The organism is Micromonospora carbonacea (genome assembly GCF_014205165.1).
In the GTDB taxonomy this organism is placed as follows: domain Bacteria; phylum Actinomycetota; class Actinomycetes; order Mycobacteriales; family Micromonosporaceae; genus Micromonospora; species Micromonospora carbonacea.
This window is the reverse complement of the sequence record NZ_JACHMZ010000001.1, coordinates 6,260,053-6,286,155: the sequence shown is the minus strand read 5'-3', so window position 1 is coordinate 6,286,155 and position 26,103 is coordinate 6,260,053. Positions and strand designations below refer to the sequence as shown.

General features: G+C 65.6%; 15 protein-coding genes and 2 pseudogenes. 6 read left to right on the top strand and 11 right to left on the bottom strand.

Translation table 11 applies throughout. The annotated features are described in order from the left end of the window. Positions 1 to 46 precede the first annotated feature (46 nt). From HDA31_RS26165 to HDA31_RS26155, 3 genes are all read left to right on the top strand, one after another. Entirely contained in the window at positions 47 to 6,442 is a 6,396-nt protein-coding gene (locus HDA31_RS26165; RefSeq protein ID WP_246384329.1) for an RHS repeat domain-containing protein, read from the top strand. A gap of 93 nt (positions 6,443 to 6,535) precedes the next feature. Then, positions 6,536 to 6,790 (top strand): hypothetical protein, encoded by a 255-nt coding sequence (locus HDA31_RS26160; RefSeq protein WP_178063189.1) that lies wholly within the window; start codon positions 6,536 to 6,538, stop codon positions 6,788 to 6,790. A gap of 930 nt (positions 6,791 to 7,720) precedes the next feature. Then, positions 7,721 to 8,889 (top strand): IS3 family transposase gene (locus HDA31_RS26155; RefSeq protein WP_178067077.1). Its coding sequence is split into 2 segments (ribosomal slippage): positions 7,721 to 8,005 and positions 8,008 to 8,889, totalling 1,167 coding nucleotides; the frame shifts between segments, so codons are not numbered across the junction. A 9-nt stretch (positions 8,890 to 8,898) separates the two neighbouring features. Here the strand turns inward: HDA31_RS26155 and HDA31_RS26150 are convergent. From HDA31_RS26150 to HDA31_RS26130, 5 genes are all read right to left on the bottom strand, one after another. Then, positions 8,899 to 9,585: a TIGR02391 family protein gene (locus HDA31_RS26150; RefSeq protein ID WP_219824991.1), complete on the bottom strand. Its 687-nt coding sequence runs from the start codon at positions 9,583 to 9,585 to the stop codon at positions 8,899 to 8,901. Positions 9,586 to 9,668: 83 nt separating this feature from the next. Continuing rightward, positions 9,669 to 11,084: an AbiJ-related protein gene (locus HDA31_RS26145; RefSeq protein WP_178063190.1), complete on the bottom strand. Its 1,416-nt coding sequence runs from the start codon at positions 11,082 to 11,084 to the stop codon at positions 9,669 to 9,671. A gap of 659 nt (positions 11,085 to 11,743) precedes the next feature. Further along, positions 11,744 to 12,631 (bottom strand): hypothetical protein, encoded by an 888-nt coding sequence (locus HDA31_RS26140; protein WP_178063191.1) that lies wholly within the window; start codon positions 12,629 to 12,631, stop codon positions 11,744 to 11,746. Between the two features lie 294 nt (positions 12,632 to 12,925). Beyond that, positions 12,926 to 13,456: a hypothetical protein gene (locus tag HDA31_RS26135; protein WP_178063192.1), complete on the bottom strand. Its 531-nt coding sequence runs from the start codon at positions 13,454 to 13,456 to the stop codon at positions 12,926 to 12,928. 65 nt (positions 13,457 to 13,521) lie between these two features. Further along, positions 13,522 to 14,691, bottom strand: a complete 1,170-nt coding sequence (locus tag HDA31_RS26130) for a DDE-type integrase/transposase/recombinase (RefSeq protein WP_178063193.1) — start codon at positions 14,689 to 14,691, stop codon at positions 13,522 to 13,524. A 526-nt stretch (positions 14,692 to 15,217) separates the two neighbouring features. On the opposite strand from HDA31_RS26130, the gene HDA31_RS26125 reads away from it, so the two are divergent. Beyond that, the gene (locus HDA31_RS26125) at positions 15,218 to 16,216 is read left to right on the top strand and encodes a hypothetical protein (protein WP_178063194.1); all 999 of its coding nucleotides are present in this window, start codon (positions 15,218 to 15,220) and stop codon (positions 16,214 to 16,216) included. 208 nt (positions 16,217 to 16,424) lie between these two features. On the opposite strand, the pseudogene HDA31_RS26120 reads toward HDA31_RS26125, so the two are convergent. The 4 genes and pseudogenes from HDA31_RS26120 to HDA31_RS26105 form a co-directional block, all read right to left on the bottom strand. Then, positions 16,425 to 17,133, bottom strand: a pseudogene (locus tag HDA31_RS26120) (IS6 family transposase). 264 nt (positions 17,134 to 17,397) lie between these two features. Then, the gene (locus tag HDA31_RS26115) at positions 17,398 to 18,243 is read right to left on the bottom strand and encodes a hypothetical protein (protein WP_178063195.1); all 846 of its coding nucleotides are present in this window, start codon (positions 18,241 to 18,243) and stop codon (positions 17,398 to 17,400) included. Positions 18,244 to 18,717: 474 nt separating this feature from the next. Beyond that, the gene (locus HDA31_RS26110; RefSeq protein WP_178063196.1) at positions 18,718 to 22,221 is read right to left on the bottom strand and encodes a DEAD/DEAH box helicase; all 3,504 of its coding nucleotides are present in this window, start codon (positions 22,219 to 22,221) and stop codon (positions 18,718 to 18,720) included. Then, positions 22,211 to 22,993, bottom strand: a complete 783-nt coding sequence (locus HDA31_RS26105; protein WP_178063197.1) for a Hachiman antiphage defense system protein HamA — start codon at positions 22,991 to 22,993, stop codon at positions 22,211 to 22,213. The genes HDA31_RS26110 and HDA31_RS26105 overlap by 11 nt, the downstream gene beginning before the upstream one ends. A 259-nt stretch (positions 22,994 to 23,252) precedes the next feature. On the opposite strand from HDA31_RS26105, the gene HDA31_RS26100 reads away from it, so the two are divergent. Beyond that, positions 23,253 to 23,555, top strand: a complete 303-nt coding sequence (locus HDA31_RS26100) for a hypothetical protein (RefSeq protein ID WP_178063198.1) — start codon at positions 23,253 to 23,255, stop codon at positions 23,553 to 23,555. A 193-nt stretch (positions 23,556 to 23,748) separates the two neighbouring features. Here HDA31_RS26100 and HDA31_RS26095 read toward each other — a convergent pair whose 3' ends face one another. Together HDA31_RS26095 and HDA31_RS26090 are read right to left on the bottom strand one after the other, a co-directional pair. Continuing rightward, positions 23,749 to 24,633 carry a hypothetical protein gene (locus tag HDA31_RS26095; protein WP_246384331.1) on the bottom strand — a complete coding sequence of 295 codons (885 nt, stop codon included), beginning with the start codon at positions 24,631 to 24,633 and terminating at the stop codon, positions 23,749 to 23,751. 295 nt (positions 24,634 to 24,928) lie between these two features. Continuing rightward, positions 24,929 to 25,252 (bottom strand): annotated as a pseudogene (locus HDA31_RS26090) (transposase); the annotation flags it as partial. Between the two features lie 239 nt (positions 25,253 to 25,491). Between HDA31_RS26090 and HDA31_RS32665 the strand changes: the two are divergent. Further along, positions 25,492 to 25,935 (top strand): hypothetical protein, encoded by a 444-nt coding sequence (locus HDA31_RS32665; protein WP_246384334.1) that lies wholly within the window; start codon positions 25,492 to 25,494, stop codon positions 25,933 to 25,935. Positions 25,936 to 26,103: the final 168 nt, after the last annotated feature.

Here is a 26,103-nt window from a genome sequence, read left to right as displayed (position 1 = left end):
GCATCTCCCGCTCAACCCCTCTCGTCTGCAGGACGGTGGAGACACGATGCTCGATCTGACGTCAATGGTGATGCGCTCGAACCCAGCCGCGCGTCGCCAGACCCGTATCACGCAGCTCCGCGTTCTGCTCTGCGGCGTGGTGGCCAGCTCACTGGTGAGCAGCGCCATGGTCGTCGGTGAGCCGGCCCAGGCCAAACCCACTCCACACCTCGCCGCCCAGACCTCCACCACCAACAGCCACGGCGGCCACGCCAAGGGCAAGGCATGGCCGCACACGATCCAGCGACGGGACGCGCTGCCCGCGCCGAAGTGGCCCGCCCCCGCCACCGCCAGCGCCGCCCTCCCGGAACCGAGCGCCCGCACCGCTGGACCGGTGCGCCTGGGGCAGCTGCCAGTACAGGTGGCACGCAGCTCAGAGCCGACAGGCGAAGCGGTCTCGTCGGTGACGGTCCAGATCCTCGACCGGGCCACCATCCCCGCGAGTCTGCGCGACGGCCTGCTGATGCGCGTCACCGGCGCGACCGAGGGTGAGCCCGGCATGGCGGCCCTGTCGGTCGACTACGCCGGCTTCCGCAACGCCTACGGGGGCGACTGGGCGTCCCGCCTCAGACTGTGGCGGGTTCCCGCCTGCGCGCTGACCGATGGGCAGAAGCCCGGATGCGGCGTCACCGCCCTGCGGTCGTCGAACGACACCACAGCCGGCACCGTAACGGCGGAAGTGCCCGTCACCGCCGCCAGTTCGGCCGCCGCCACGGACACCCTGATCGCCCTGTCCGCCGGGTCCTCGGGCCCCTCCGGTGACTTTGGGGCCACGCCGCTGCAGGCGTCGTCGACGTGGTCGGCGGGCGGCTCGGCCGGCAGCTTCTCCTGGTCCCAGCCCATCCGGGTGCCCCCGGCCGTTGGTGGTCTCGCGCCGTCGATCAACGTTTCCTACTCGTCGGCGAGCGTGGACGGGCGGTCGTCGGTGACCAACAACCAGCCCTCCTGGATCGGGGAGGGCTTCGATTACTGGCCCGGCTACATCGAGCGCCGCTACGTGCCCTGCCTTGAGGACATGGCCGGCAGTGCCAACAACACCGTCAAGACCGGTGACCTGTGCTGGCGCTCCGACAACGCTACGCTGCTTCTCAACGGGCGTGGCGTCGAACTCGTCTACGAAGACGGCCGGGGATGGCACCCCCGTGAGGAGGACGGCTCCCTCATCAAGAAGGAGACGGGAGCCAGCAACGGCGACAACAACGGCGAGTACTGGAAGGTCACCACCTCCGACGGCATCCAGTACTACTTCGGCCAGCACAACCTGCCTGGCCAGAGTTCCGCCACCAACTCCACCTGGACCGTTCCCGTGGCCGGCAACCACACCGGCGAGCCGTGCCGACAGAGCACGTTCAGCTCGTCGTTCTGCGACCAGGCGTGGCGGTGGAACCTCGACTACGTCATCGACACCCGCGGCAACACCCTGTCGTACTGGTACAACAAGGAAACCAACAAGTACGCCCGCAACATTGACGACGACGACGATGCCTCCTACGTCCGCGGCGGAACTCTCGTCCGCGCCGACTATGGAACGTGGGACCGCGGGGCAGCCGACCGGTCCGTCACCCCTACCGCCCAGGTCCTCTTCACCACCGCCGACCGCTGCCTCACCTCCTGCTCCGTCGACGCCAACTGGCTCGACACCCCCAAGGACCAGGAGTGCGACGACACCTCCTGCCCCGGCAATTACTCCCCGACCTTCTGGTCCACGAAACGCCTGACCAAGATCACCACGCGGGTCTGGGACACCACGAAGACCACCCCGGACTGGCAGAACGTCGACGCCTGGACCTTCACCCAGTCGTTCCCGCCGACCGGTGACGGCAGCGACCACGACGGCCTGTGGCTTGAGAAAATCACTCAGGAAGGGCTCGTCGGCGCTACCGTGACGATGCCACCGGTCACGTTCAGCCCCGTCTCGATGCCCAACCGGGTCTTGACCAGCAACAACACCAGCAACAACTGGCAGCGCATCGACTACCTCGTCACCGAGACCGGCGCGAAGATCGACATCGAGTACTCGCTGCCCGAGTGCACCGCCTCCAACCTGCCCTCGTCGCCACAGAGCAACGACAAGCGCTGCTACCCAGTCCGGGTCATCGACCCTGACGACCCACAGGGCGAGGATCTGGAAGACGAGTGGTGGCACAAGTACGTCGTCAAGGCCATCTCCGAGTCCGACGTCCAACTGTCCAACGGCGCAGCCCCACCGAAGTTCACCTACTACGAATACGTCGGCGCGCCCGCCTGGCACTACTCCGACGACGACGGCCTCACCAAACCGAACCGTAAGACCTGGAACCAGTTCCGCGGCTACGCCACCGTCAAGACCCGCGTCGGTGACGAGCCCGGCGCGCAGACCCTCACCGAGACGCACTACCTGCGCGGCATGCACGGAGACCGGCTGACCTCCACCACCACCCGTACCGTCACCGTCCCTGCCTCACTGGGCACCGAGACGGTGTACGACGAGGACCAGTTCACCGGCATGGTCCGCGAACAGATCGTCTACAACGGCACCGACACCAAGCCCGTGTCGAAAACGGTCAACGTGCCCTGGCGGTCCCCGGCGACCGCCTCCCGGACCATCAACGGTGACACCGTCACCGCCCGCTTCGTCCGTACCCAGAAGACCTACAACGCCACCGCCCTCGGCGTCGACGGCAACCGAGGCTGGCGCACCACCAGCAGCCAGACCTGGTACTCCGACACCTACGGCACCATCGACAAGACCCAGGACAACGGCCTCGACACCGCCGGCGATGAGAAGTGCGAAACCCGCACCTACAACCGCAACATCGGCGCGAACCTCATCACCGCCGTGAAGCGGTCCACCGTCACCGCACTACCCTGCGCGACCGCCCCCACCAGCACCGCCCACATCATCTCCGACACTCGCAACTACTACGACGCCGCCACCAGCCCCGACACCGCGCCGACCACAGGAGCGATCACCAAGGTCGAACAGCTCAAGGACTGGACCGCCGGCAGTGGCACGACCTGGCAGACCACAACCCAGAACACCTTCGACGCCTTCGGCCGGCTGACCTCCAGCACCGACATCAAGGGCAACGTCGTCAACACCTCCTACACCCCGGCCAGCGGCGGCCCCGTCACCGGCACCACCACCACCCGGCCGGCACCCTACAACTGGACCAGCACCACCGTCCTCAACCCGTACTGGGGCTCCACCACCAAGATCACCGACTTCAACGGCCTCGTCACCGACGTCGCCTACGACGGCCTCGGCCGAGTCTGGCGGGTCTGGACCAGCGGCTGGGACAAGACCGGCCACGAGAACAACCCATCGGTCGAGTACACCTACCACTTCGCACCCAACCGCGACGCCTACCCCTACACCACGTCGACAGTGCTCAACGCCGCCGGCGGGCACCGCACCACCTACCAACTCTTCGACGGCTTCCTGCGGCCCCGCCAGACCCAGACCGCCGGCGCCCTGCCCAACGCGACCCTCGTAGACGACACCATCTACGACAAGCTCGGCCGCGCCGACACTCGCTACAACACACACGTTGAGGCGGGCGCCCCCTCCGGCACCCTGTGGTGGAAACCCGAGTGGGCAGTGCCCTCACTCGTACGCACCATCTACGACAACGCCAACCGGGCCACGGCGGAGATCTTCCTGCACGGCGACGGCGTCACGAATCTTGTCGAGAAGTGGCGTACCAACACCACCTACGAGGGTGACTTGACTACCGTCACTCCACCGGCCGGCGGCACGCCCACCACCACGATCGTTGACGCTCAGGGCCGCACGGTGGAGCTGCGCGAGCACACCACTAACCAAGGCGTCAGCGGCCCCTACCAGTCGACCTGGTACACCTACAACGGCAAGGACCAGCTCACCACGATCGTCGACCATGCCGGCAACACGTGGACCTACACCTTCGACGTCAAGGGCCGCCAAACCTCTGCGAAGGACCCGGACAAGGGAACCAGCACCAGCCAGTACAACGACTACAACGAACTGGAAAAGACGACCGACGCCCGAGGCGAGGTCCTCTGGTACGTCTACGACGCCCTCGGCCGCAAGACCGAACTCCGCGACGACTCCGCCACCGGAGCGCTGCGCGCCAAGTGGAAGTACGACCAGCTCTACACCGGCTCTACCGCCAAAGCGAAGAACCAACTGACCGAGTCCTACCGGTACGACCCACCAGGCTCGACGAACATCTACAAGTGGCAGATCGGCGCCTTCAACCCCCGCGGCCAACCCAGCACCACCAACTACGTCATCCCCGCCGTCGAAGGAACTGGTCTCGCCGGCACCTGGGCCTACGGTCACGGCTACTCACCGTACGACGGCACACCCACCTACACCGGATACCCGAACAAGCCCAACGGCAGCACCATCAACACCGGCCTGCCCAACGAACAGGTCGAGACCGTCTACAACGCCACCACCGGCCTGCCCACCTCGCTGACGTCGACCAGCGCGGGCACCTACGTCACCCTGCAGACCTACACCGAGTTCGGCGAACCCAACATCACCACCCGCCAAACCTCCGGCGGCCTCTACGTAGAAGACGCCACCTACTACGACGACGTGACCCGCCGCGCCAACCGCATCACCATCCAGCCGCAGACCGCCGCCGGCACGGTCTCCGACCGCCGCTACACCCCCGACGACGCCGGCAACATCACCACCATCACCGACACCCCGGCCATCGGCAGCAGCGAAACCCAGTGCTTCCGGTACGACACCCTGCGCCGCCTCACCTCCGCCTGGACCCCCACCGGCAGCACCCCCTGCAGCACCAACCCCACCACCGCCAACCTCGGCGGCCCCGCACCCTACTGGCTCGACTGGACCTTCGACGCGGTCGGCAACCGCACCCAAGAGGTTTCCCACGGCATCATCGGCAACACCGAACGTATCTATACCCACCCCACCGGTGGCCCGAATGTGGCACGCCCGCACGCCGTCACGCAGGTCACCAACACAGTCGGCACCAACCCCGCCGTCGTCACCAACTACGGCTACGACAACGCCGGCAACACCACCTGCCGGCCCGTCGGTGTCGCGGCCAACGCCTGCCCACCCGACGCGCAGTCACAGAATCTCGCCTGGGACGCCGAAGGCCGCTTGGCCGCCATCTCCGGCAATGCCCCCACGGCCGGCAGCAACATCTACGACGCCGACGGCAACCGCCTCCTACGTCGTGATGCCACCGGCACCACCCTCTACCTCCCCGGCCAGGAGATCCGCCGCGAGAACACCACCACCGTCAACGGCACCCGCTACTACACCTTCAGTGGCCAACTCATCGCCAGCCGCAACCCAACTGGACTCACCTGGACCTACACCGACCACCAAGGCACCCAAACCACCGCTATCAACGCCACCACCCACGCCGTCACCACCAGACGACAAGATCCCTTCGGCCAACCCCGCGGCGGCACGCCTAGCTGGCCCAACGCCAAGGGCTTTGTTGGCGGCGACCAGGACCCCACCGGACTCGCCCACCTCGGAGCTCGCGAATACGACCCCAGCCTCGGCCGCTTCATTAGCGTCGACCCCCTCATGGATCTCACAGATCCCCAGCAATGGCACAGCTACGCCTATTCAAGCAACTCTCCAGTTACATTCAGTGATCCCACTGGCCTCATCGACGAAGACTGCGCTCGGCCCAACATCGACTGTTCTGACTATGATCCGGGCAACGAAGGTGCCAATCGGGATGCGAAGGAGAAGAATTCGTGCTGGCCGGCACGGTGTGCGGGAGTAAGCGCTCCGAAGCCGCCGCTGAGGTGTGTGAACTGTAATACGGGGGCCGGAACACCGGGAAGTGTCTGGATTGTCCAGGCTCCAGCATTCCTGTGGGGCCCGCCCCCCGCCCCTGGGCAGTGTCTCGGTCCGACGGTTGCCCTCTCTTGTGGCGACGGTGGGTACCGGAACGGCTGCGGCCAGTTGGTGCGTGACTTTTCCTCTGTTGATCAGCCTTGTCAGGCGCCGCCACCTGCTACCCCCGCTGAGGATGACGACGATGAACCTTTCGGTACGGTGAACGTGTGTGCCGGCGCAGGGTTCGTGGTCGCCGGAGGGTTCTCACTGGAAGGCTGCTTGGAGTTTGACGACAAAGGTTTCGGGCTGGGGGGTGGATTCAAGGTCGGCGCAGGCCCGAGTGTAGGCGTTGACGCCACTATTGGAATCAATTACTCCAATCAGCAGATTAAGGATAAAGGTGGCTGCAACCCCTACGCCCAAGTGTCGGGCGGTGAGGCTCTGGTGGGGGTGGCAGGCGGCGAGTCCGACTTTGAAGGCAATTATCAATTCGGGATCGCGGGGGGTGTCGGAGCAGCCTTTACTCCCTTCCCGCCGTTTGCCTACACGGTCACAGCTGGAGTGTCATGTGCGGACGCGTTCTACCTAGTCGAATACTAAGGGTGAACTATAGTGAATGATCAATCGGCGAAGTCGAGGATCCGGCAGAGTGGACGGTGGCGCGCCGCCGTCGTCGGGCTTCGGGTTGGTGTCGTGAGTCTGCCGATCCTGCTCGTCCTGATGTTGTTGGGGCGTGTTGCCGGTGCCAAAGAGTTGGTCGTCCCAATCATCTTTTCAATCCTTCCTATCACGGTTATCTCGATTCTTGTCGGATGGGTAAGTGCGGTGCTTCTGGTTCGCGAGACGAGTCGCTACACAGGCGCAAGAACCGGATATATCAATCCTGCTCGCGTCTGGGACCTCCTGCAGGCGCTGATCTCTGATCTATGCAATTTCCGTAGATGGTAGACGAACGCAACGTTCATCGGGCAGCTAATGCCTCGTCTTGAACGTTGATCGTGGAATCCGCTGATTCTGAGAGTGGACCGGGCAGGTCGTCTCCCAGCACTCGTGGGGGGAGGTGATGGCCGGTGGGCAGGCGGCCGGAGCTGTTCGTCCGGCAGATCTCGATGGCGAGAGTCAGCGGTTGCGGCGGATCACCGGACCGCGAAGGACTCGGCGATGCTGTGTAGGGCGATGATGGTGCTGATGTCTGCCAGGGACAGCCGGCCCTGGACATCGCCCACCTGTTGAAGGCGACCGAGGACTACGTCCGCGACGTGATCCACGCGTTCAGCGAGCGGGGGTTCGACGCCCTCGACCTAGAATGGAGCGGGGGCGCACTGGGACGGATCGATGAACAGACCCGTGACTGGAACTGTGTCATCGCACGGTGCGGCCCCCGCTTCCTCGGCCAGCCCTTCTCCTGCTGGTCGCTGACCAAGCTTCGCGACTACCCTTATCGCGGCTGGTCACGTCACGACGATCAGCGTCGAGACGATCCGCCGGATCCTGCACGAACGCGGGATCTCGTGGCAGCTCTCGTTGTCGCCGCCGGACGCGGCTGGGTAATCATGGCTGCGTCCGGCCACCGCGCCGGGCGAAGATTGCCACGACGCGTGGGGCTACGTACAACTCCAAATGTGCGTGGCGCTGCGCCCGCCCGCGTCGGGTGAGGATCGCAACGCGCGATCTGTTGCTGGCATCACCCACGCAAGTCGAGGCTGCGCCCGGCCTCCGCGCCGGGCGAGGGCCGCATCGCCGCAGAGCACAGGGCGGTCAGGGGCACGAACGAGACGCTGCGCCCGGCCACCGTGCCGGCCCGGCGTTCGGGTCTGCTGCACCGGTAGGTGACATCTGAGATGGCTTGCCCTGGTGGCGGGCTGGAAGGATGTCGCTGTGCCCAAGCCTTACCCTCGTGAGTTCCGTGATGACGTCGTGCGGGTGGCCCGCGACCGCGAGCCAGGTGTGACGGTCGAGCAGATCGCGAAGGACTTCGGGGTCCACCCGATGACGTTGTTCAAGTGGCTGCGCCAAGCCGACGTTGATGCTGGCGCGAAGCCCGGCACGACCGGTGGCGAGTCAGCCGAGCTGCGCGAGGCCCGCAAGCGGATCCGGTTGTTGGAGCAGGAGAACGAGGTCCTGCGGCGGGCCGCGGCGTACTTGTCGCAGGCGCATCTGCCGGGAAAAGGCTCTACCCGCTCGTGAGCGAGCTGGCCGCCGACGGGATCCCCGTCGCGGTGACGTGCCGGGTGCTGAACATCGCTCGTCAGCCCTACTACCGGTGGCTCGCCCGGCCTGTCCGCGACGCCGAACTCGTCGCTGCTTACCGCGCGAATGCCCTGGTCGACGCCCACCGCGATGACCCGGAGTTCGGCTACCGGTTCCTGATCGATGAGGCCCGCGCCGCCGGAGAGCCGATGGCAGAGCGCACCGGATGGAAGATCTGCTCGGACAACGGCTGGTGGAGCGCCTTCAGCAAGCGCAGGAAGCCCGGCAAGGGTGGCAAGGCCGGTCCACCGGTTCACGACGACCTCGTCAAGCGAGACTTCACCGCCGACGGCCCGAACCGGTTGTGGCTGGCCGACATCACCGAGCACCGCACGGGTGAGGGCAAGCTCTACCTGTGCGCGATCAAGGACGTGTGGTCGAACCGGATCGTCGGCTACTCCATCGACTCACGGATGAAGTCCCGCCTGGCCGTCACCGCGTTGCACAACGCCGCAGCCCGCCGTGGTGACGTGGCCGGCTGCGTGCTGCACACCGACCGCGGGTCGCAATTTCGCAGCCGAAAATTCGTCCACGCCCTAAACCAGCACGACGTGACCGGGTCGATGGGCAGAGTCGGCGCCGCCGGCGACAACGCCGCCATGGAATCGTTCTTCGGCCTGCTGCAGAACAACGTCCTCGACCGCCGAACCTGGACGACCCGGCAGCAGCTCAGGACCGCGATCGTGACCTGGATCGAACGGACCTACCATCGCCGACGACGCCAACGATCCCTGTCCCGGTTGACCCCTATCGAGTACGAGACCATCATGACCCCACCGGCCAGTCAGGCCGCGTGACTGAAACTGTCACCTATCGGTGCAGCAGACCCGTTCGAGCACCACCGGCTCGTCCAAGACAAGGCCGGACTCGTGCGCGACCGGGTTGCGGATCCCGCTGAAGCACCCCACGCCGAAGTTCTCGGCTCCCACTTGGCGGCTCTTCCACGTATCGGATGTGCGGTCACCAGCGAAGCGCAACCGAGGCTCACCTGGTTTGGGATCGTTCGTGCTGAAGGCGCTGCGGCACAGCTTTGTCTCTCCGAGGTCGTGTCGGCCGAGCTTCTGCTGGAGCCGGCCGTTGACGGCCCGCGCGGCTACCCACACGGCCTCGGTCTGGTTATTGCTTTCCCAGAACGGGCGCGCTGCCTCCCAGACCCACGGATGGAACTGGTCGGCGACCAGGTCTGGTGCATCGGGCCGCAGCCGGCGGCGAGCTTCCTCGCCATACTGGTACAGCCCTGAGGCCTGCAACGCCGCATTGCGCGCGTTCCACCACCGCCCACGCCACTCGTCGTACTCCGACGAGTAGTCTCCCAAGCCCGGTCGGATCGTGTTCTCGGCCAGCCGCATGATCGGCTCTTGGCGTCGAACCTCGCGGTCGAGGTCGTCGCGCTCATCTTCGGTGTCGCGGCGCGACGTCATCTCCAAGTCAGACAGCCGGTCGATCATTCGAGCGAACTCATTGAGTTGATCGGCAGCCCACGTTGCGTCCACTGCGCGAGTGTACGAGCGTGCAGCGTCTCCCTCCGAACGACAGAACCCACCTCAGGTTGCCGCGGGTCAGCGCGCCCGGCAGGCTACGACGGCGTTGCGCGAGCTAGAGGCGTGATGACATGGTGGCGGTGGAACAAGTCGGCGAAGAACGTCGTGAGAGTGACGCGCCCCTGGCGCCGATCCAGCAGTTCGTGAGCTCCGAAGCGGTGCACCTCGTAGCCGGCGAGGGTGAGCTTGCGGCTGCCTGCCATGGTGCGGGCGTAGGTGGGCGGATCGGCGATCCACTGCTGTCCGGTGGGGCCAGTCCGTCGTTCGACGGCGTAGTGGTTGCGGCCGTCGACCTCCAGCACGATCCTGCCGCCACCGGGAACGAGCAGGAGGAAGTCCATACGCAGCTGCAGCAGCGCGGCGGTGCCGCGCATCTTGATTGTCTGCGGGTCCCAGTACAGCCAGACCTCGGGCAGTAGGGCGGGGAGGTGGTGTACGGCGGCACCGTGGATCTCGTGATACAGGTCGAACAGCAGCCGCTGCGGAGGCGAGTTCTCGGGCAGGCTTTGCCGTAGCCGCCGGTACAGCTGCGTCTTGGCATCCTGATCGCTGCCGAGCCGGTGGGTGTCCTTGAACCAGGCTTGCAGGTCACGCCACAGGACACCATCGGCGGTAATCGGCCGGTCATAGACGAGTACCTCGGCCGGGTCGCTGAGGATCTCGACATCGTTGTCGATCGCGTCGCTCAGCCGCAGGTCCGGCTTTCGGGAGGAGGCGAAGATCAGGTTCTTCGGTCGGCCCTTCCGTGACCGGGTGGCCACCACCTCGAACACCGGGTAGCCGTCGGGGGCTCCAGTTTCCCGAAGTTCTAAGCCTGCGGCCGTCAGTGGTGGGTTCATCTGAGCGACGAGGCGGCGCTGCGCGTTCTCGTCCGGAATGGTCTCGCTCGACGTGATTCCTTGGATGAGGAGCCCGAACCGTCGGTCGGAACTTTCGTCTATCGCCCCGACCGCATCGAACACCTCCTCCACGGTCCAATCCGGGTTGAGATGAAAGTGCTGGTCGATGCGTGCTCCCACGCTGAGGTCCCGTCCGCCCCAGAGCACGCCGCCGCCGAGGTCGAACAGGCTTCCGAGCAACGCGCGGAACCGCCGGTAGTAGTCGTTGAGTTCGCTGCCAGTCAGTGCCCGCGCGATCTCCCGCCTTGCCCGCTTCGGGATGCGCGGGTGTTCCTCCGTGGCCCACACCAGGTCCTGCAGGGTGCGGCGGTCCGCGTCCAGCCAGTCACACGCGGCCAGCATTGTGCGCGCTACCTCGATCAACCGGTCGTCTCGGAGCACGGCCAGGCTGCTGTCCGTGCGCTCTGTTTTGGTGGCACCGGCGGTGGACGCGGGCAGGCCAACCCGGAGCAACGCGTCGTCGAGTGTCTTGTGGGTGGCTGCCTGGCCAATCTGGTGGGCGATTCTGCCGACGACGTCACGCAGATCCGGAAGGTTGTCGACACCAGGCATCGTCAGATTCTGACAGACGTCAACGTTCGGATGCAGGTGGTGGTAGCGGGGGTGTGCGCCATGCTGGCCAGGTGTAGGCACGGGGTCGGGCACACCTGCGTTGGCAAGAGAGGGGACCTGAGCGCGACCGACTTCTCGCACTTTGCGACTTGTCGCTGCCTGGCTCGCCATAGTCGGAGTATTGCCGATGTCTGGTCTAGGCAACGACAGTGTCGGTCTTGCCGCGGTGAGGGCGACGTAGGTCGCGCGTTGCCCGTCGTGATCTGGTGTGAGACCGGCCGCGCGATGTTTGTTGCTCGGTGGAAGTCAGCCGGACTCCAACGGCGTGCCGTTCCCCGCCTTTAGCTTGTGGATGGTCAGCCCGGGGACTGGGCGGGCGACAGCGCGGCGTAGGTAGTCGGCCAGCAGGGCCGTTGTGGCAGGTGAGATCCTCGGACCGCCTTTGTCAGCCGGCGGTCCGTGGGCAGGTACTTCCGGGCAGGTCGCCTTGGAGCCACGACGGTTGCCGTCAGGGGACGTGACAGGTCTGTCCCGTGTGCCGGGACGTGTTCCAGCCGCCGCGACCACCACGTGGTTCCCGCCGGCCGATGGGAGGCATCCCTCGATCGGATCCAAGATCCGCCACCCGGATTACCCGTTCAAGGCTGCATGACGAGGCACTAGTCGCCAGGGTTGGCTATGGCCCAGCGGAGAAGACTCGTGTAGGCGGCGATCGCGGCGTACACGTCCTTACGTAGTCCGGCCATGGTGATCAGTTGGGATCTGCGGGTTCGACGGTCGATAAGGTGCCACTCCACTCGCTGGGTCTTGCCTGACCCGTCTGGTCGTGGATAAGCCTTGTCGATGACTCGGGTGATGTTTCCGTGCGCCAGATCGTTGCGGCGTCTGATAGCTGCCCATAGCTCCTCGCGTGGGAAGCTGCGGTCTGCGTCCGGGGATGCGCCGCTCGCTAGAAGCGACTCGACACGATGTAGTCGTTTGCCGATCATCCACTGGTCTGTCTCGCTTCGACGCGCCTCGGGGTCATCTGGCTTCTCCAGCTGAATGATCACGTCGCCGAGAAGGTCCTCTAGGATGGTGCTCTGCGTGATGACTAGGCCTCGCCGTTGATCGAGTACGCTGCGCTCGGCGATTTCTTCCCAGTCAAGGTCGACTTCGTCGTGGAATGACAGGAGGAGGTCGTAGTCGGAGAAGACGTTCAATGGTTCGTCCGAGTCGTCGTCGAACGACACGTTGACCACGTCGACCGACATCTCCTCCATGATCCGAACGTTGTTCTCGTCCAGCATCCCGGCGTAGGCCCAGTCGACGGTGTACGAACAGGCCAGGTCGGGATAGTCCGGTGTCCGGAAGGCGCAGCGCCAACCGCGGAGTTCGGGAACGAGATCGGAACTCTCGTGCCGCACATCGCCGTGGCGGGGGCATCTCATGTGTGCGGCGATCGAGGCCGCCTGCCAGCGTCGAAGTACCGCGACCTGCTGAGCGGTGAACGGTGCGTGGACCTTTGGTGTGTCGGTTGGAAGTCCGATCATGATTCGGAGGGCCATTCGGTGTCTCCACTACCTAGTATCGAACGGCCGCCTCGGTGTGGACGTCACGCCGCGCCCCTATCCTGCCGTAGCGCCGTCATCCTGTGCGGCCGTCATCACGGCGAATGCGGGCTGCTGGTGAGGACCGGGATGGTGAACGGCTAGGCTGCACGCGCCGGGACCATGCGGCGACCTGGCTGAGCAGTAACCCCAGGCGGGCCACTATCCTGCCAGGCGATGGGTCGTGGTGGTGAAGGTCGGGATCATGGTCGGTGCAGGACGCAGATGACCTTGCCGAGGACCGTCGCGTGGTCACCAGGCAGTATCGGGAGTGGGGTTGCGGGGGCGAGTTCGATGCGTCCGTCTCGGGTTCGGTACTGCTTGACGGCCTTCGCGTACCCAGGCGGCGAGGGCCGCCATCGCCGCACGCTGCGTCGTCGGACTGGCTTCCTGTCGTACCTTCTCGACGAGGCGCTCCCGACGTCGCCGTGCCGCCTCCCAGTAGGCGGCCAGTTCGCCCGAGATCAGCACCTCATCGGCGGCGCTCCAGAAGTAGTGCGGGTCATGGTCTAACAGGCCGAAGTAGAGATCGCCGTCAGCCAGGCGAGCCTCGGCCGCTTGAGTGTCTGCCCCGTACCTCAGCAGTTTGTCCGCAGCCCGCCGGTAGGTCGCCAGCGCTCCCGGAGGGTAGCAATGCAGCCCGTCTGGGAGCGACAGCTGGTCGAGACCACCAGACTCAGGCTGACGGTAAACCATCTCCCTGCCACGGACCTTGACGCGAGTGCACTCCGGGTCGGCGTGCCACACCTGCCCCGTCTTTGTCGTCCACATCTGAACGGACACGCCTGTGTCCTGTCCCGAGACATGTGTCAAGGGGAAGTCTCGATAGATGTGTCATGAGTTGTTGATCAAGCTGTTCGGGTGAGGCTGATGTAGTTCCGGTCGGGGGTCAGGCGGAAGTGGCCGAGGGGTTGGCCGTCGTGGTGGTAGACGGTGATCCGGGTTTGGTCGCGGATGGCGGTGACGGTGGTGCCGGCGTGGGTGGTGCCGACGCTGGTGCGGTGTCCGGCGACGGAGATGGCGCCGGTGTTGGCTACGAGGCAGTGGTGCAGGGTGGCGTCGGTTTGCGTGGGGAGGCTGGTGGGCCCGCCGAGGCTGGGTGCGTCTGTCCATGCCTGGGCGGGGGTGGCGCGTTGTGGTAGGGCGCTGTGGCGTCGTTCGGTGTTGTAGTAGCGGCGGTAGATGTCGAGCAGGTTCTGCAGCTCGGCGTGGGTGCTGGGGGCGGGTTGGGTGCTCAGCCATTTCTTGAGGGTTTGGTGGTGGCGTTCGACCTTGCCGCAGGTCTGTGGATGGTAGGGGCTGGAGTTGATTGGCCGGACGTGGTGGTCCAGGAGGCACTGGACGAAGGTGGAGATCGATCCGGGTCGGGTCAGTCGGCTGGTGAACGCGGTGCCGTTGTCGGACAACGTGATCGCGGGGGCGCCGTACTCGCTGAAGGCCTGCCTGACCGCGGTGATCGCGCCTTCGGCGGTTTCCGCGGTCGTTGCGTGACAGCTGACGAGGGTTCGGGTGCAGTCGTCCAGGACGTCGAAGACCGTGGCGGGGGTGCCGTCGGCGAGCCGGACGTTCGTGGCGTCGATCTGGTAGCAGTCGCGGGGCCGGGCGTAGGCGAACCTGCGGAACGAGCTGCGTGGCCGTTTCGCCGGGTTCCGTTCGAGCAGGTCATGCCGGGCCAGGACCCGGTTGATCGTCGACCTTGAGGGCACCCGCCACGCCGGAGCGGTAGCGGCGTGCACCTCGATCAGGGCGTCGCGGATGAAATCGGCTCCGTTGTCCAGGCCGAGTGCGGCGCGCAGCTTGCAGATCCAGGCGTCCAGGTCCGGCGGCGTCGCCCGCGGACAGTTGTGCGGCCGCCGGGACCGCTCATGCCATTCGCCCTCGTCCCGGATCCGTGCCTGATGCCGGTACACGGTACGGACGGACACGCCATGCTCGCGCGCGAACTCGGCCACGTTGATCCGCACCCCCGCAGCCAACTGGGCATCGAGCAGGTTCATGACATGCCGCCGAGAAGCCATGGCAGGCACCATGTACCAGCCCGCCCAAGATCCCTACCAACTGACACATGTATCGGGACTTCAACACTGACAGATGTCATGGGACTGAATAGAACGGACACGCCTGCCCAGGGACCCAACGGCAGATCCGCCAGGGTGACCTCACCATCAACCCGATGATCATTGCGCACCAGATGCATACCGACCACTCGCCTACCACATCGCGGCCACCCGGCCGATCATGGATGAAGGACCTGTTGACGCTACATCCTCCGACCGACAGACTCGCGCCTTCTGCAGCTGGCGCCTGGCCCTCCTTGGCCAGGTCGAGCCTTACCATCAGGCAGCGCGTGGCCGCCTTGGGACGGGTTCCGGACGGCGGTGCGGTTACAATCATGGTCACGCATGGAGTTCGGGACAGTACCTGAACCACCGCAGAGCACCGTGTTGAGGCATGGAGCGTCGGACCGCGCCCTCGCCACCGCCTCCCAATCCGTTCGCCACGCCTTGACTGCCTGTGGGCCGTCATGCGAGAGGACATGCCACCGTGACCATCTACTCCACCCACCCGAACCGCGGAAAGACCCAGGTCCTGGCCTCCTACCGCACCCCCAACGACGACATCACCAGTACCACCGTTACCAGTTGCGACGACCCGATCCTCGCCCGAACCGTTGTCGACGCGCTCAACCGCATCTCCGCCTGCGCCACCCTCCCGCTGTGCGTCTACGACCGGCGTGGAAACAGCTCAAGCCACTACCCGGCCGGCCACCTCGACACGTTGAGCGACCCGACGGCACGGGCCGGCCTGCTCGTCGGCACCCACAGCCTCTGGTACGAGCTGGTCATGTTCGAACTGCACACCGCGTTCAGCGACCTCGACCAGGCACTCCACGACACCCCGGCCCCGGTCCAGCTCGCCATCACCCAGGAACTACAGGCCGAGGCCCGCGACCTGCGCGCCGAACTGCTCAATTACAGCGAGAACGTCGAACCGACGACACCGGTTCAGCGATCGTGGCAGCGCTCGTTCCCGTTCGTCGCCCACGAGGGCGGTATGCCCCAACTCGACACGTCGACCCGGGAGTCGCTTGACCGACTGGAGGAAGGCGCTACCACTGCGGCTTTAGCCGAAGGCGTGGAGGGGCTGCGGGCACTGCTGAGCGCCTACCGACTGACCGACAATCAGGGCGCGATGCTGGACGTGTCGGCGCTGTCGATTCTCGACGACCCGTCGTGGGGACCTGCCTACTACCTGTCCATCGACAGCCCCGTACCCGGCGGAACGCATCCGCGCGGGTGGAGCGTCTACCTGGGCCGGTGGGAGCTAGACGATCCCGACGACGAAGACAGTGGCGACTCGACCGGCAGTGCGGTCGTAGTCTGCGACCTGCCTACCGCGCCCAGCGCCGCCGACCTCGTGCAACTACTCAACCTGAGCGCTGCGGGCACCAGCCAACACGAAGTCTGGGCGACCACACCGGTCGGCGATCCACTCACCGGTACCGGCTTCATCGTTACCAGCAGATACGACTCGCACAAATAGGGCGTAAAATCCGGGACAGGTTGGATCGTGGGGCGATCCGACCTGTCCCGATTGACCTGGCTGATCTGAGTAAGGCCAAGGTGGAGAGGATCGGTGCGACTAGTTTTCAGGCGGAGCCGACAGGGTCATCTACGAGTTTCGGCAAGTCGAAAGGTGCTGTTGCGTTGGCGGATCGGTGGGCATGCCGGGGCCGCGTCAGCGGTACTGGTCAGATCGATCGCGCCAGTTCGGTGAACGCGGCGGCCACCCGTAGCGTGGGCGGGGCATCGGTGGCGAGTTCGTAGTGTCCGCGTCGGAGGTTCCGCACGAAGGCGTGTCCAGTGATGCTCGTCTAGGCGGTGCGGTCGGTGCGTAGTCCGCGCATCGGTTTGAGTCGGCGTTTGAGCTGGCTGTGGTCGGCCTCGATCGGGTTGTTGGCGTGTCGTTCGACGTGGTGCCACGCCGACGGGACCAGGTTGTCGAGCACTCTCGGGTAGACCGGGTTCGCGTCGGTGACCACCTTGGTAGGCGTGACCTTCAGCGTAGTCAGCGCCCGGTGGAGGAACCGCCGGGCCGCAGCGGCGTCCCGATGCGTCGAGACGAGTAAGTCGATGACCTGGCCATGCTGGTCGCCGGCCCGGTAGACGTACCGCCATACACCGTTGACCTTGACGTAGGTCTCGTCCACGAACCAACGGTCACCCGGACAGTGGCGGGAACCGGGCGGCGTCTGCCAGCAGCGGGGTGAACCGCTGCACCCAGCGGTAGACGTGACGTGATCGGCCCTCGACACCGCGTTCGACCAGCAACTTCTCCACATCCCCGTAGGAGAGGTTGCACCGCAGGTACCAGCGGACAGCCAGGACGATCACCTCGGGTGGGAACCGGAACCCGATGAATGCCGACGGCGGTGGGGACCAGGACCGGACCCGAGACAGCAACCTCACCCGCCCAGCAGACAACACGGCCAAGCTGGAGTCGATCATGCTTTCGCTCCACGCAACAGGCCTGGTGGGGTCGATAGGCCAACGCGCATCCGACCCCGACGAGCAGGTGACGGCCTGGCTGATCGGCAGCAGCCGCCGGGTGGGGATGGCCGACTTGCCGTTGGGGTTGTGGGCGGGCGCGGTAGTGGGCTTTGCCGAATCGCCGCAGCAACCCACGTCAGAACGCGCCAGTAGAGACATCGACGGTTCCGGCCATCAGGCAGGCCCGAAACGCGTACCGTCACGCGGTTCGCGCTGCGCGCCGATGAGCTTGCGGAGTTGGGCCACCAAGGCATCCTCTCCAGCAGTTGCTGGCGCTACCTCCAGTTCCGGCATGCGGCCGGCCGCTAGCTGCTCGTGCGGGATTGTCGCCGCCGAGCCGCCCAGCTCCAGCAACTCACGCTCAGGTACCACTCGCGAGCGATCCACATGCTCGTCCAGCCGATCAGCCCAAGCCCGCATCGCCTCGGCCGTCGCACGAAGATGCCGCGCCTCTTCCGCGCTCATCTCGGGTCCGCGGGGTTCAAGCGCGAAACCCGGCACACCCGGTACCTCCTCCAGCGCAACCCTTTCCGAAGTCTGCGGCGCCGCGACGATCTGCGGCTCCACAGCGCTAACCTCCGGCTCAGCCGCTGCGGCCCGGCGGCGAGCTTTTCGAGCCTCCCGGAGCTTCTGCAATCTCGCCGCGCCGTACGGGATTATGCGTTCTTTCACATACGGGATCGCGCGGTCTTTGATCAAGCTCTCGGCGCGCGGCGCGGCCCACTCGTAACCTTTGACCAGCCCCCATCGGACGAACGCCTGAAGCACCTCCTTGTGCTCGTCCGACAACTCGAACTGCCGCCGATCGTGCTCGTACCTGCTTATGGAATCGGTGTTGCGCGATGGCGCGCCGATGTAAGCGGCAACGTCGGCGCTGGTTGCTAGCCTGAAGGTGATTTCACTGCTTTTACGTGAGCTGCCCAGCTCATGAGCAGAAGCACTGAAGTCGCCCGGAACCTTCTTCGAGTTGAACGGCTCTTCCGCGTCGTTCCACCTGACCACCGCCAGTACCTCAGTCATGCGTAGTCCCCGCCTCGCTGAACTGTCACACTCGCGCACAAGATGCTTGGCGCGACCCATCGATCACCGACCACCAATCGTCTCAGGCCGTTGGCGATCCGTACACCCGGTCTCGCATGTATCCGTGACGACGACGAAGGCGGCCTGCACGGTTGCCGGCGCTCTCACGCGAATCCGCAAGAACGCCCCACCGCAGCGAGATACCTCTTCAGGTTCCAACTGCACGTCCCGGGACAATCTTCTGTGCGGGTCCTTCGCTGGGTAACCTGGAGGCCCGACGGCTGTCTCGCTATCCGCACCGAACCGGGAAACGCGCTGATCAGAGCCCGCGCCATTCGGGCTGACAGGGGTCAGTGACCGTTCCAGGTCATCCCGACCGGCCGGTTCGTGCTTATGGGACGGCCTGATCGCGTGTCATCGGCTCAGTCGACTGTGCGGTGCACTCGGCGGGAAGTCGAATTGCCAAACGCCTGCTTATGCCCCAGTGCTCGGTCCCTTCGGCAATAGATCTCCAGGGCCACGATAGCGCAGACGGATGCCGGTGTCAGTGCGGCGCCGGCGGGCGCGCAGGACGCCTTGCCGTTCGTGATCGAGGAGAATGGCCGCCTCGCCGAGGATGTCGAAGCCTGTAGACCAAATGTTGATCTTACCTGGGCTGGCGTCGGTAATCCGCAGCCATGTGTCTGGCTCGGGGGCTGCCCCGTACCAGGTGACTTCCTGCACGTCCTTGGTCTGCTGACTCCAGCGGCGGGCGCCGCGTGTTCGCGAGGGATTGACGAATGCTTCCCATGCTGATCGTGACTCGGGTGTTGGCCAATCCGGGTTGAGAGCGTGCTGTGGGCCGAGGTTATCGATCCACCGGCGCATGCCGTCCGTCGAATCGAACGTGGCTTCGGTGCTCGTGACCGCCGATATGGCTGCGAGACGGTGGTCGAAGCCCTTGCGGATGAGGATCGAGGCGGCCTGGTTGAAGGTTCCCGTCTCGATCGTGGCCATTGCCGAGCCCGACAAGATGTCGGCATCGGCGTTACTCTGGGCCACTTCGTACACCTTGGCGGCTTCCATTCCCCAGACCAACCGGTAGATGACGTCGTCCTCAATGAACTGGGCCACCTCGACACGGTCGCCGCGAACCTCGCTCAGGGCCGATCCGCGTACCCAGTGCCGTAGTACGTCGTCCCAGTTGGCGAGATTCGTCTTCGGCTCGAAGACCTCGATCGCGAATACGGCGTCGGCGATCAGCACGATCAGGTCAGCGGCTGTTGCATGATCTTCTTCGAGGATGGCGGTTTCGGTCTGGCCCGTGAGGGCGATGATGCGACCGGATACCTGGGAGAGTTCGGAACCGTCCTCTGCCCCCAGTCCCGCCAAGAACCATCCGCGGCGCTGGGACGGTGTGGCTGTCCGCCATAGGTGCCTGGTCCGGCTGTAGACGAGCGCACGCACGGCTGCCGTGGTGATGTTCTCGTTGCGGCGGAGTTGCCGGTCCCATAATGAGTCGCGGAGTGCGTCGGCGACGATCTGGGTCGCGGCGTCGGCGATAACGTCCTGGTCGCCGTCCCCGACGATGCTGAGGATTCCGATGTCGAGAAGTTTGAGGCCTTCTCGCCAGCTTGCGGCTGCGGTCTCCCGCATGTGAGCGGTCTCGTTTGTCACTACGGGCAGAGCCCAGTCGGGGCCGCCGGTGAGGTATTCGAGTAAAGGCTCAACCGTGGTTAGCCCTTGTGAGCGGTACATCCTGCTCAGCAGGGCGCGACCGATTGTGATCAGTCCCGACTGGAGATCCTTTTCGCCGTCCCCTTGCGTCAGTTGGAACCACTCACGGCGGCGTCCTGGTGTCGGAGCGAAGATCGGGTAGAGGACGAGTCCTTCCGTATCGACGAACGCGCGGCCGGCGCGGCCGATCACGTTCGCGAACTCGGAGCTTCTGATCAGATCCTGGCCGCGGTGTAGCCCGTGAAAGAGCACTGCGGAGGCGGACAGGTTGAGTCCTTGGGCGAGAGTGGGCGAGGCGATGGTGACCTTCAGGATGCCGCGCTGCAAGAGACGTTCGATCTCGCGGCGGAAGGGGCCGGGCAACGCGCCGTGGTGAATGGCCACGCCGAGCTCAAGACACTTCAGGATGGGGTGGTCGCCGCCGAACCACTCGGCGCCCACGGCTAGCGCATCGCTCAGGTCGACGTCGGGCGGCAGCAAGGATCTCACGAGGCCCCGTGCGTGAAGATCGACGATCGCGCGGGCGTAGGGCTCGACGGATTTGCGCAGGGGACAGAAGACCAGGACGGTCTGGCCTTCCTCGACCAGCCGCCACCCGGTGGCGATGACGTGTTCACGCTGGTCGCTCGGGAACATCTTCCTGCGCCGCCCGCTTGGCTTCTTCTCCTCGAAGTAGTGTTCGATGAACGGCTGCTCCGTGCCGAGAGTGATGGACAGCCGTGCATGGTCTCTGCGCCACTCGACGAGGCCGAAGCGCTGCTGCGTTGGGCGCCACAATTCGTGGTGCAGACCGTCCGCCTCGTCGTCGGTGATCCACGCAACGAAGTCGTCCAGCTCGGGCCCGGAGGGAAATACGGCCGATAGGCAGAGAATGCGACGTTCTGAGGCGTCTGGGCGGCGCAGCAGCCGTTGGATCTGGGCTTCGTAGCGGACCTCACGCTCGGAGGCCCCAATCATGTGCCCCTCGTCCAACACGACCAGGCCGATGTCGTCGAGCAAGGACGGGTCCGATCGAAGGGCGAAGTCTAGCTTCTCGGGGGTCGCCACGACGATCTCGCTGGAGCGAAGGGTGTCCTCGTCGACGTCGCTGGTTCCCATGCTCCCGTAGAGAGACGAGACCCGGATGCCCAGCGGAGTAAACGTCCGGCCAAGGATTTGCTCAGTTTGCGCGGAGAGCGCTCGCAGCGGGGTGACGTAGACCGTACGCCGCTGTTGCGCGAGACAAGCCAAGATCGACAGCTCCGCGATGCGGGTCTTGCCCGCGCTGGTCGGCAGCGAGACGACGAGATCCCGTACGTCCTGGAAGAGCCGGTCGACGACATGCAGTTGCGAGGGCCATAAGTCGATCTCAGCGCGCTCCCGTGCCAGCAGCGACGCAACGAAGGTCCGACGCAGATACCGCCACCGCTCGACACGGTCTGCAGCCCCAGGCGGCGGATCGCTCGGAATGTTCGTCTCTAGGCTGGTATCGAACAGGCCACCCATCAGATGCCGGGTAAGCCGGTAAACCCACCATGGCCCGGGGGCGCTCACGTCCGAGGACGCCTGCTCACCGTCTCGCAACTCGGCGAGAGCATTCTCCAGCAGGGCTCGGTTGCCGATCTCGATCGCGAAGAGCCCGGCCGCGACTGCCGACAGGTAGTTCTCGCTCAGTAGGAGGACAACGGGGCCGAACTGCTCGGGTGGTGTCTCGTCATCCACCTCGTTACCCACCGGGTTCAGGGCTGCCAGCAACGCCCCGTCGGCAACTTGGTCCGAGGATCGCAGTGACAGGGTCCGCCGCTCGATGGAGCCCAGGTTGCGCATGAGCAGGTCCGCCAGCGTCTCCTCCATCTGAGTCAGCCGTCCCGACTGCCGGCTCTTCTGGATCAGCGAGAACGCCCGCGCGGCGAAGCCACCAAGGTGACTGGCCGCGCCAGCAACAAGACCATGAAACGCTAGATCTGCCGCAGAGGCCGCGTTCCGGGTCGCTGCTTCCAGGGCATAGGAACTCTGGCGGAATCCCTGCTGTGCGAGGGTGACCTGCTCGGGTGAGTCGTTCTGCGCGATCTCCAGCAGCTCAAGGCTGGTCGATAGCAGCGCGTACCCGTAGTTGAGAAGGTCGGCGTCCAGAAAGGAACTAAAGTTCGGTGCATCCGGGGGCAGGATGCCGTCACGGCGGATCATCGACTGGGCCTGGCCTTGAGCCAAGAGCCGGTTACGGAAGCCGGCATCGGTGGCCGAGGTCAGGATTTCTACCAGTTCCTGCGCCTCACGAGCCACCGGCGGACACCTTCTCGTAGGCTTCCCGGATGAACTGCTGGTGGCCCTGAACCCGGAACGTGATCGTCAGCTGCGACACGGAACCCCGGTAGGATTCGAGGTCCGCCGTCACGTACTCGCTCGGGTTGTTGCTCGTGAAGAGGAACATCAGATGATCGACATCCTCGGGGCGGACGCCCTCGCCCAGCTGCAACGCGAGCACAGCGTCCCCGACATCGCTGTCGGCCGTGGACAGTAGCCGTTCGGCAAACTGGGCGAGAGACTGCGGTGACGGCAACTCTCCGTTGCGCGACAAACCGGCGCGCGCCTCGGCGACTGTGTCCTTATACAGCTTGGCGCGGCTCTTGGCCTCCGCCTTGATGATGCGTAGCTTGCCGTCAGAACCGAACTTGGCTCCGAGCGCGTCGTCGCCCCTCATGGCCCATTCCTGGTGGTCTCGGTCGATGAGCCGGCTCGGCCCGACCACGCACCCTCGCTCCTCGTGAAGGTAGGCCGTCGCAAGGATCTCGCCCATGTCGCCGGATCGGGCGCTGGCCGAGGTAGGAAGTTTCTTGCGAAGGAACTCTGCGACGGCGTTCTTGCCCAAGCGCTCGGCGATGCGCGCGAGCGAGCCGGACTTGGTGTACGTATCGGGTAGACCGGCTGCGATCGTGGTGACACCCGTGGCGTCGTCGTGGGACTCGATGAGGCCGGCAAGGTGGCCGCCGGTTGGTACCGGTGCACTAACCGTGCACCATCGCCGAAAATCCGACATGCCTTGACGTTCACGCATCCTGTCCGTCTCCGAGCTTCAGGGGACAGACTGTATCGAGCCGACGGGCGCGTCGTGTCCCTTGTGGCTGTACGTAATGCGACTGCCCTGGCCTGCGCCTCCCACAGCGGGCTGCACAGGCGATAGTGGCCGGTCGGCGGATCCAACGATGTGGCCGGCCGGGCACCCGCCCGGCCCGCAAGCGCGAAGCCCGATCGCCCTACGGATCAGAAGGTTAGGGGTTCGAGTCCCTTTGGGTGCACACTTCACGATCAAGGCCGTGACCAGCGGAAACGCGGGTCGCGGCCTTGATCGCTTTCGCGGGCTGGGACGGATCATCCCAGGATTTGGAATCTGGTGCTCTGGTGGTGCTCCTATGTCGGCGTGCTGGTTCGGCGGTGGTTCGTGCTGGTTGGTGCTGACCAGTGCGTTTGCGTGTCGCCTGGTCTGGATCATGGTCGGGGCGCTGGTACTTCAGGGGTCGGCCATCGGCCATCGGCCACTGTGGTCGACGATGTGGATCTTGGTTTCCGAGGTGGATGTCGGTCGGTTGGTCGCCGTTGACCTGGGCTGGCGCGGGTGACGCGCGTGGGTCGGGATGTCATTGAGGCGATCATCGGCGGTGACGATCGTTGGCCTCGGGCATCTGATTCCCGCCTTGTCTCTGGGGGCGGGACGTGGGTCGACTGGTCCGCTTGCCAGGACATGCCCTTCGTGGTGAGGAGACTGCCTTTCGGGGCTGGGCGGGACGGGATAGAAGAGCTCGAAGGGGGTCCTCAAGAGGTTGCCGGTGGGTCGATTGGAGGCTGATTCGTCGCGTCAACATCGCTTGGGGTGTTGACTGCGGTGCAGTCGCGGCAGTTGGGCTGTGTGGCGAGGTGTTGGCGTGCCCAGAGGCCGGCGTCGGTTTCTTGTCGGCGAGGCGGAACGGCGCCGAGCTGTAGGCGACGCAGTAGGTGAAGGTTGGTGGGCAGTGCTGCGACGTCTGTTGCGCGCAGGCGCGGGTGGTGGACGATGAGCGTCTCGTCGCTCATGGTCACCAGGGCCCGGTACTGACGTAGGTCGTTCGGGCCGTCGGGTTGGAAGAGGGTCTCGTTGTGGCGGCTGGGACGGAGGATGTGCTTGCCATTCGGGTGAAGATGATCGAGGAACCATTCGATGAAGTCAGTGCGTACTGGCCCGTGTGTGGGGTCGTGGTGGTCGACCGCCCGGGCCCGGCGCACGAGGTCGGCGAGGGTGCGTGAGTCGACCGCGAGGAACGTGGGGTCCCGGGGGAGTTGCCACCGCTTCCAGGTGGGCCGGATGTCGGGTGCGGTGGCCGGCCGTGGGAGGCGCGGTGCCTGCTCCAAGAACGCGGTGTCGATGCCGGCTCGGGCGAAGTGCTTGCGGAGCCAGGAGCGCTGGAAGTCGTTGGCGGTCTGCCAGGTGCAGACAAGTCCGTCGTACTCGCCGACTGGCCGGGGCTGGTCGGCCCAGGGCAGGTTGTGGCAGACGTCGGCAATGAGCCGGATCTCGGCAAGGTGCCCATCTGGGTGTCTCGACCGGTCCGGGCTCGACGCCAGCGCCCGGATCTCGATCATCGCGGCTGACAGCAACACTGCGATGGCCGCGCGACGATGATCGCGTGACCATCCGTTACGTGGCTTCCGGCGTACGGGCACCACGGCACGGTATCCCTCGGCGCTGGGCGAGGAACGGGTGATCTCAACGACAGGCTGCCCATGAGGGCTACTCGGTAAAGGTGATGCCAGGCTCGGGTGTCCCGACCGCTTGTCGCGCATCGCGTGCGTTGCGCGATCGGCTGTGGCGTGTCCAGATTGCGACGTCGCGCAGGCGCAGCAGGCTGGGTGAGTCGACGCCGGCTGGGCGGAGTCCCGGATGCGCGGGCATGCTGATGGCCCGGCGTGGTGGCCGGGGTCCTCCAAGTGCTGGCTCGTCGGGATGCGGGGGCAGGGTTCAGGTGACTGGCTGTGGTAGCGCGGCCCGGCGCGTGAACGCGTTGACCAGGTCTACGGCCCAGGGCCAGCCCTCGGCGATGCGTAGGCGGGTGCGTCTGGCGGTGCGGGTGATGCGGGCTGCGACGTGTAGTAGCCGGTAGCGCAGTTTCTTGGGCTCGGCGGTGGCCAGTTCGCCGTCCAGGAGCAGGTGATGGGTCCAGGCAAGTAGGTCGATGCCGGTGAGGGCGCAGGATCTGCACGCTGCGTTTGTCGAGGGCGACCGACCGACCGCCGTCCGGCGGGGGTCTTGGGTTGGCCTTCGACGGTCTGGTAGCCGGCGGTGGTGCGGTTGCGTTCGATGGTCAGGGTGCCGCGGTCGAGGTCGATGTCGGACCACCGCAGCCCGCACAGCTCACCGCAGCGCAGTCCGCGCAGGCCGGCGAGCCACCAGAGGGCGAACAGGGGGTCGTCGTTCACTGCGCTGAGGAACTCGGCGAGGTGGTCGGCGGTCCAGACCGCGACGGCCGGCCGGGCGCCGGTCTGTTCCCAGGACTCGACGCGGGCGTCGGTCCAGACCTTGGCGTGGGGTTGCTGGTAGCCGGTGATCTCGATGTGCCGGGCCGGGTTGCAGTCCAGGATGCCTTCCTTGACCGCGAGGTTGAGGGCGGCCCGCAGGGTGGTGCGCAGATGGTTCATCGCCGAGGCGGACTGCGGACGGCCCTTGCTGTTTCTCGTCGCCGATATCTGCGCGAACACGGTGCGCAGGAGCGGGGCGTCGAGGTCGGCCAAACGGTAGCGGCCGAGCTGCGGGATGAGGACGTTCTCGACGTCTCGGGTGTAGTGAAAGCGGGTGGTGGGCCGGATCTTCGTGCGGTTGTCGAGCCAGTGCCGCAGCCACCGCTCGACCGTCCAGCCCTGTGCCGTCCGGTCCGCCTGCGTGGCGGTCAGCCATTCGTCGCGAGCGTGGCGGGCGGCGGCCTGCGAGGGGTTGCCGCCACGGCGGATCCGCTCGCGGCGGCCGAGTAGGTTCGTGGCTGAGCAGTGGAAGTACCAACTGCCGTGTCTGCGCTCCGATAGTTGAGGACAGGACCGCTCGAGTCGCCGCCGGTTCGCGTCGCGGCATCCGCACCGTTTGAAGATCACGCCTGATGTCGTCATGCCGGTGACACCTCCTGCTGTATGGGGGCAGGATGC

Bases quoted from the DNA above. Each gene is read 5' to 3' on its own strand.
- HDA31_RS26165 (WP_246384329.1), top strand. From the start codon at position 47: ATGCTCGATCTGACGTCAATGGTGATGCGCTCGAACCCAGCCGCGCGT.
- HDA31_RS26145 (WP_178063190.1), bottom strand. From the start codon at position 11,084: ATGCCTGGTGTCGACAACCTTCCGGATCTGCGTGACGTCGTCGGCAGA.
- HDA31_RS26140 (WP_178063191.1), bottom strand. From the start codon at position 12,631: ATGGCCCTCCGAATCATGATCGGACTTCCAACCGACACACCAAAGGTC.
- HDA31_RS26130 (WP_178063193.1), bottom strand. From the start codon at position 14,691: ATGGCTTCTCGGCGGCATGTCATGAACCTGCTCGATGCCCAGTTGGCT.
- HDA31_RS26115 (WP_178063195.1), bottom strand. From the start codon at position 18,243: ATGACTGAGGTACTGGCGGTGGTCAGGTGGAACGACGCGGAAGAGCCG.
- HDA31_RS26105 (WP_178063197.1), bottom strand. From the start codon at position 22,993: ATGCGTGAACGTCAAGGCATGTCGGATTTTCGGCGATGGTGCACGGTT.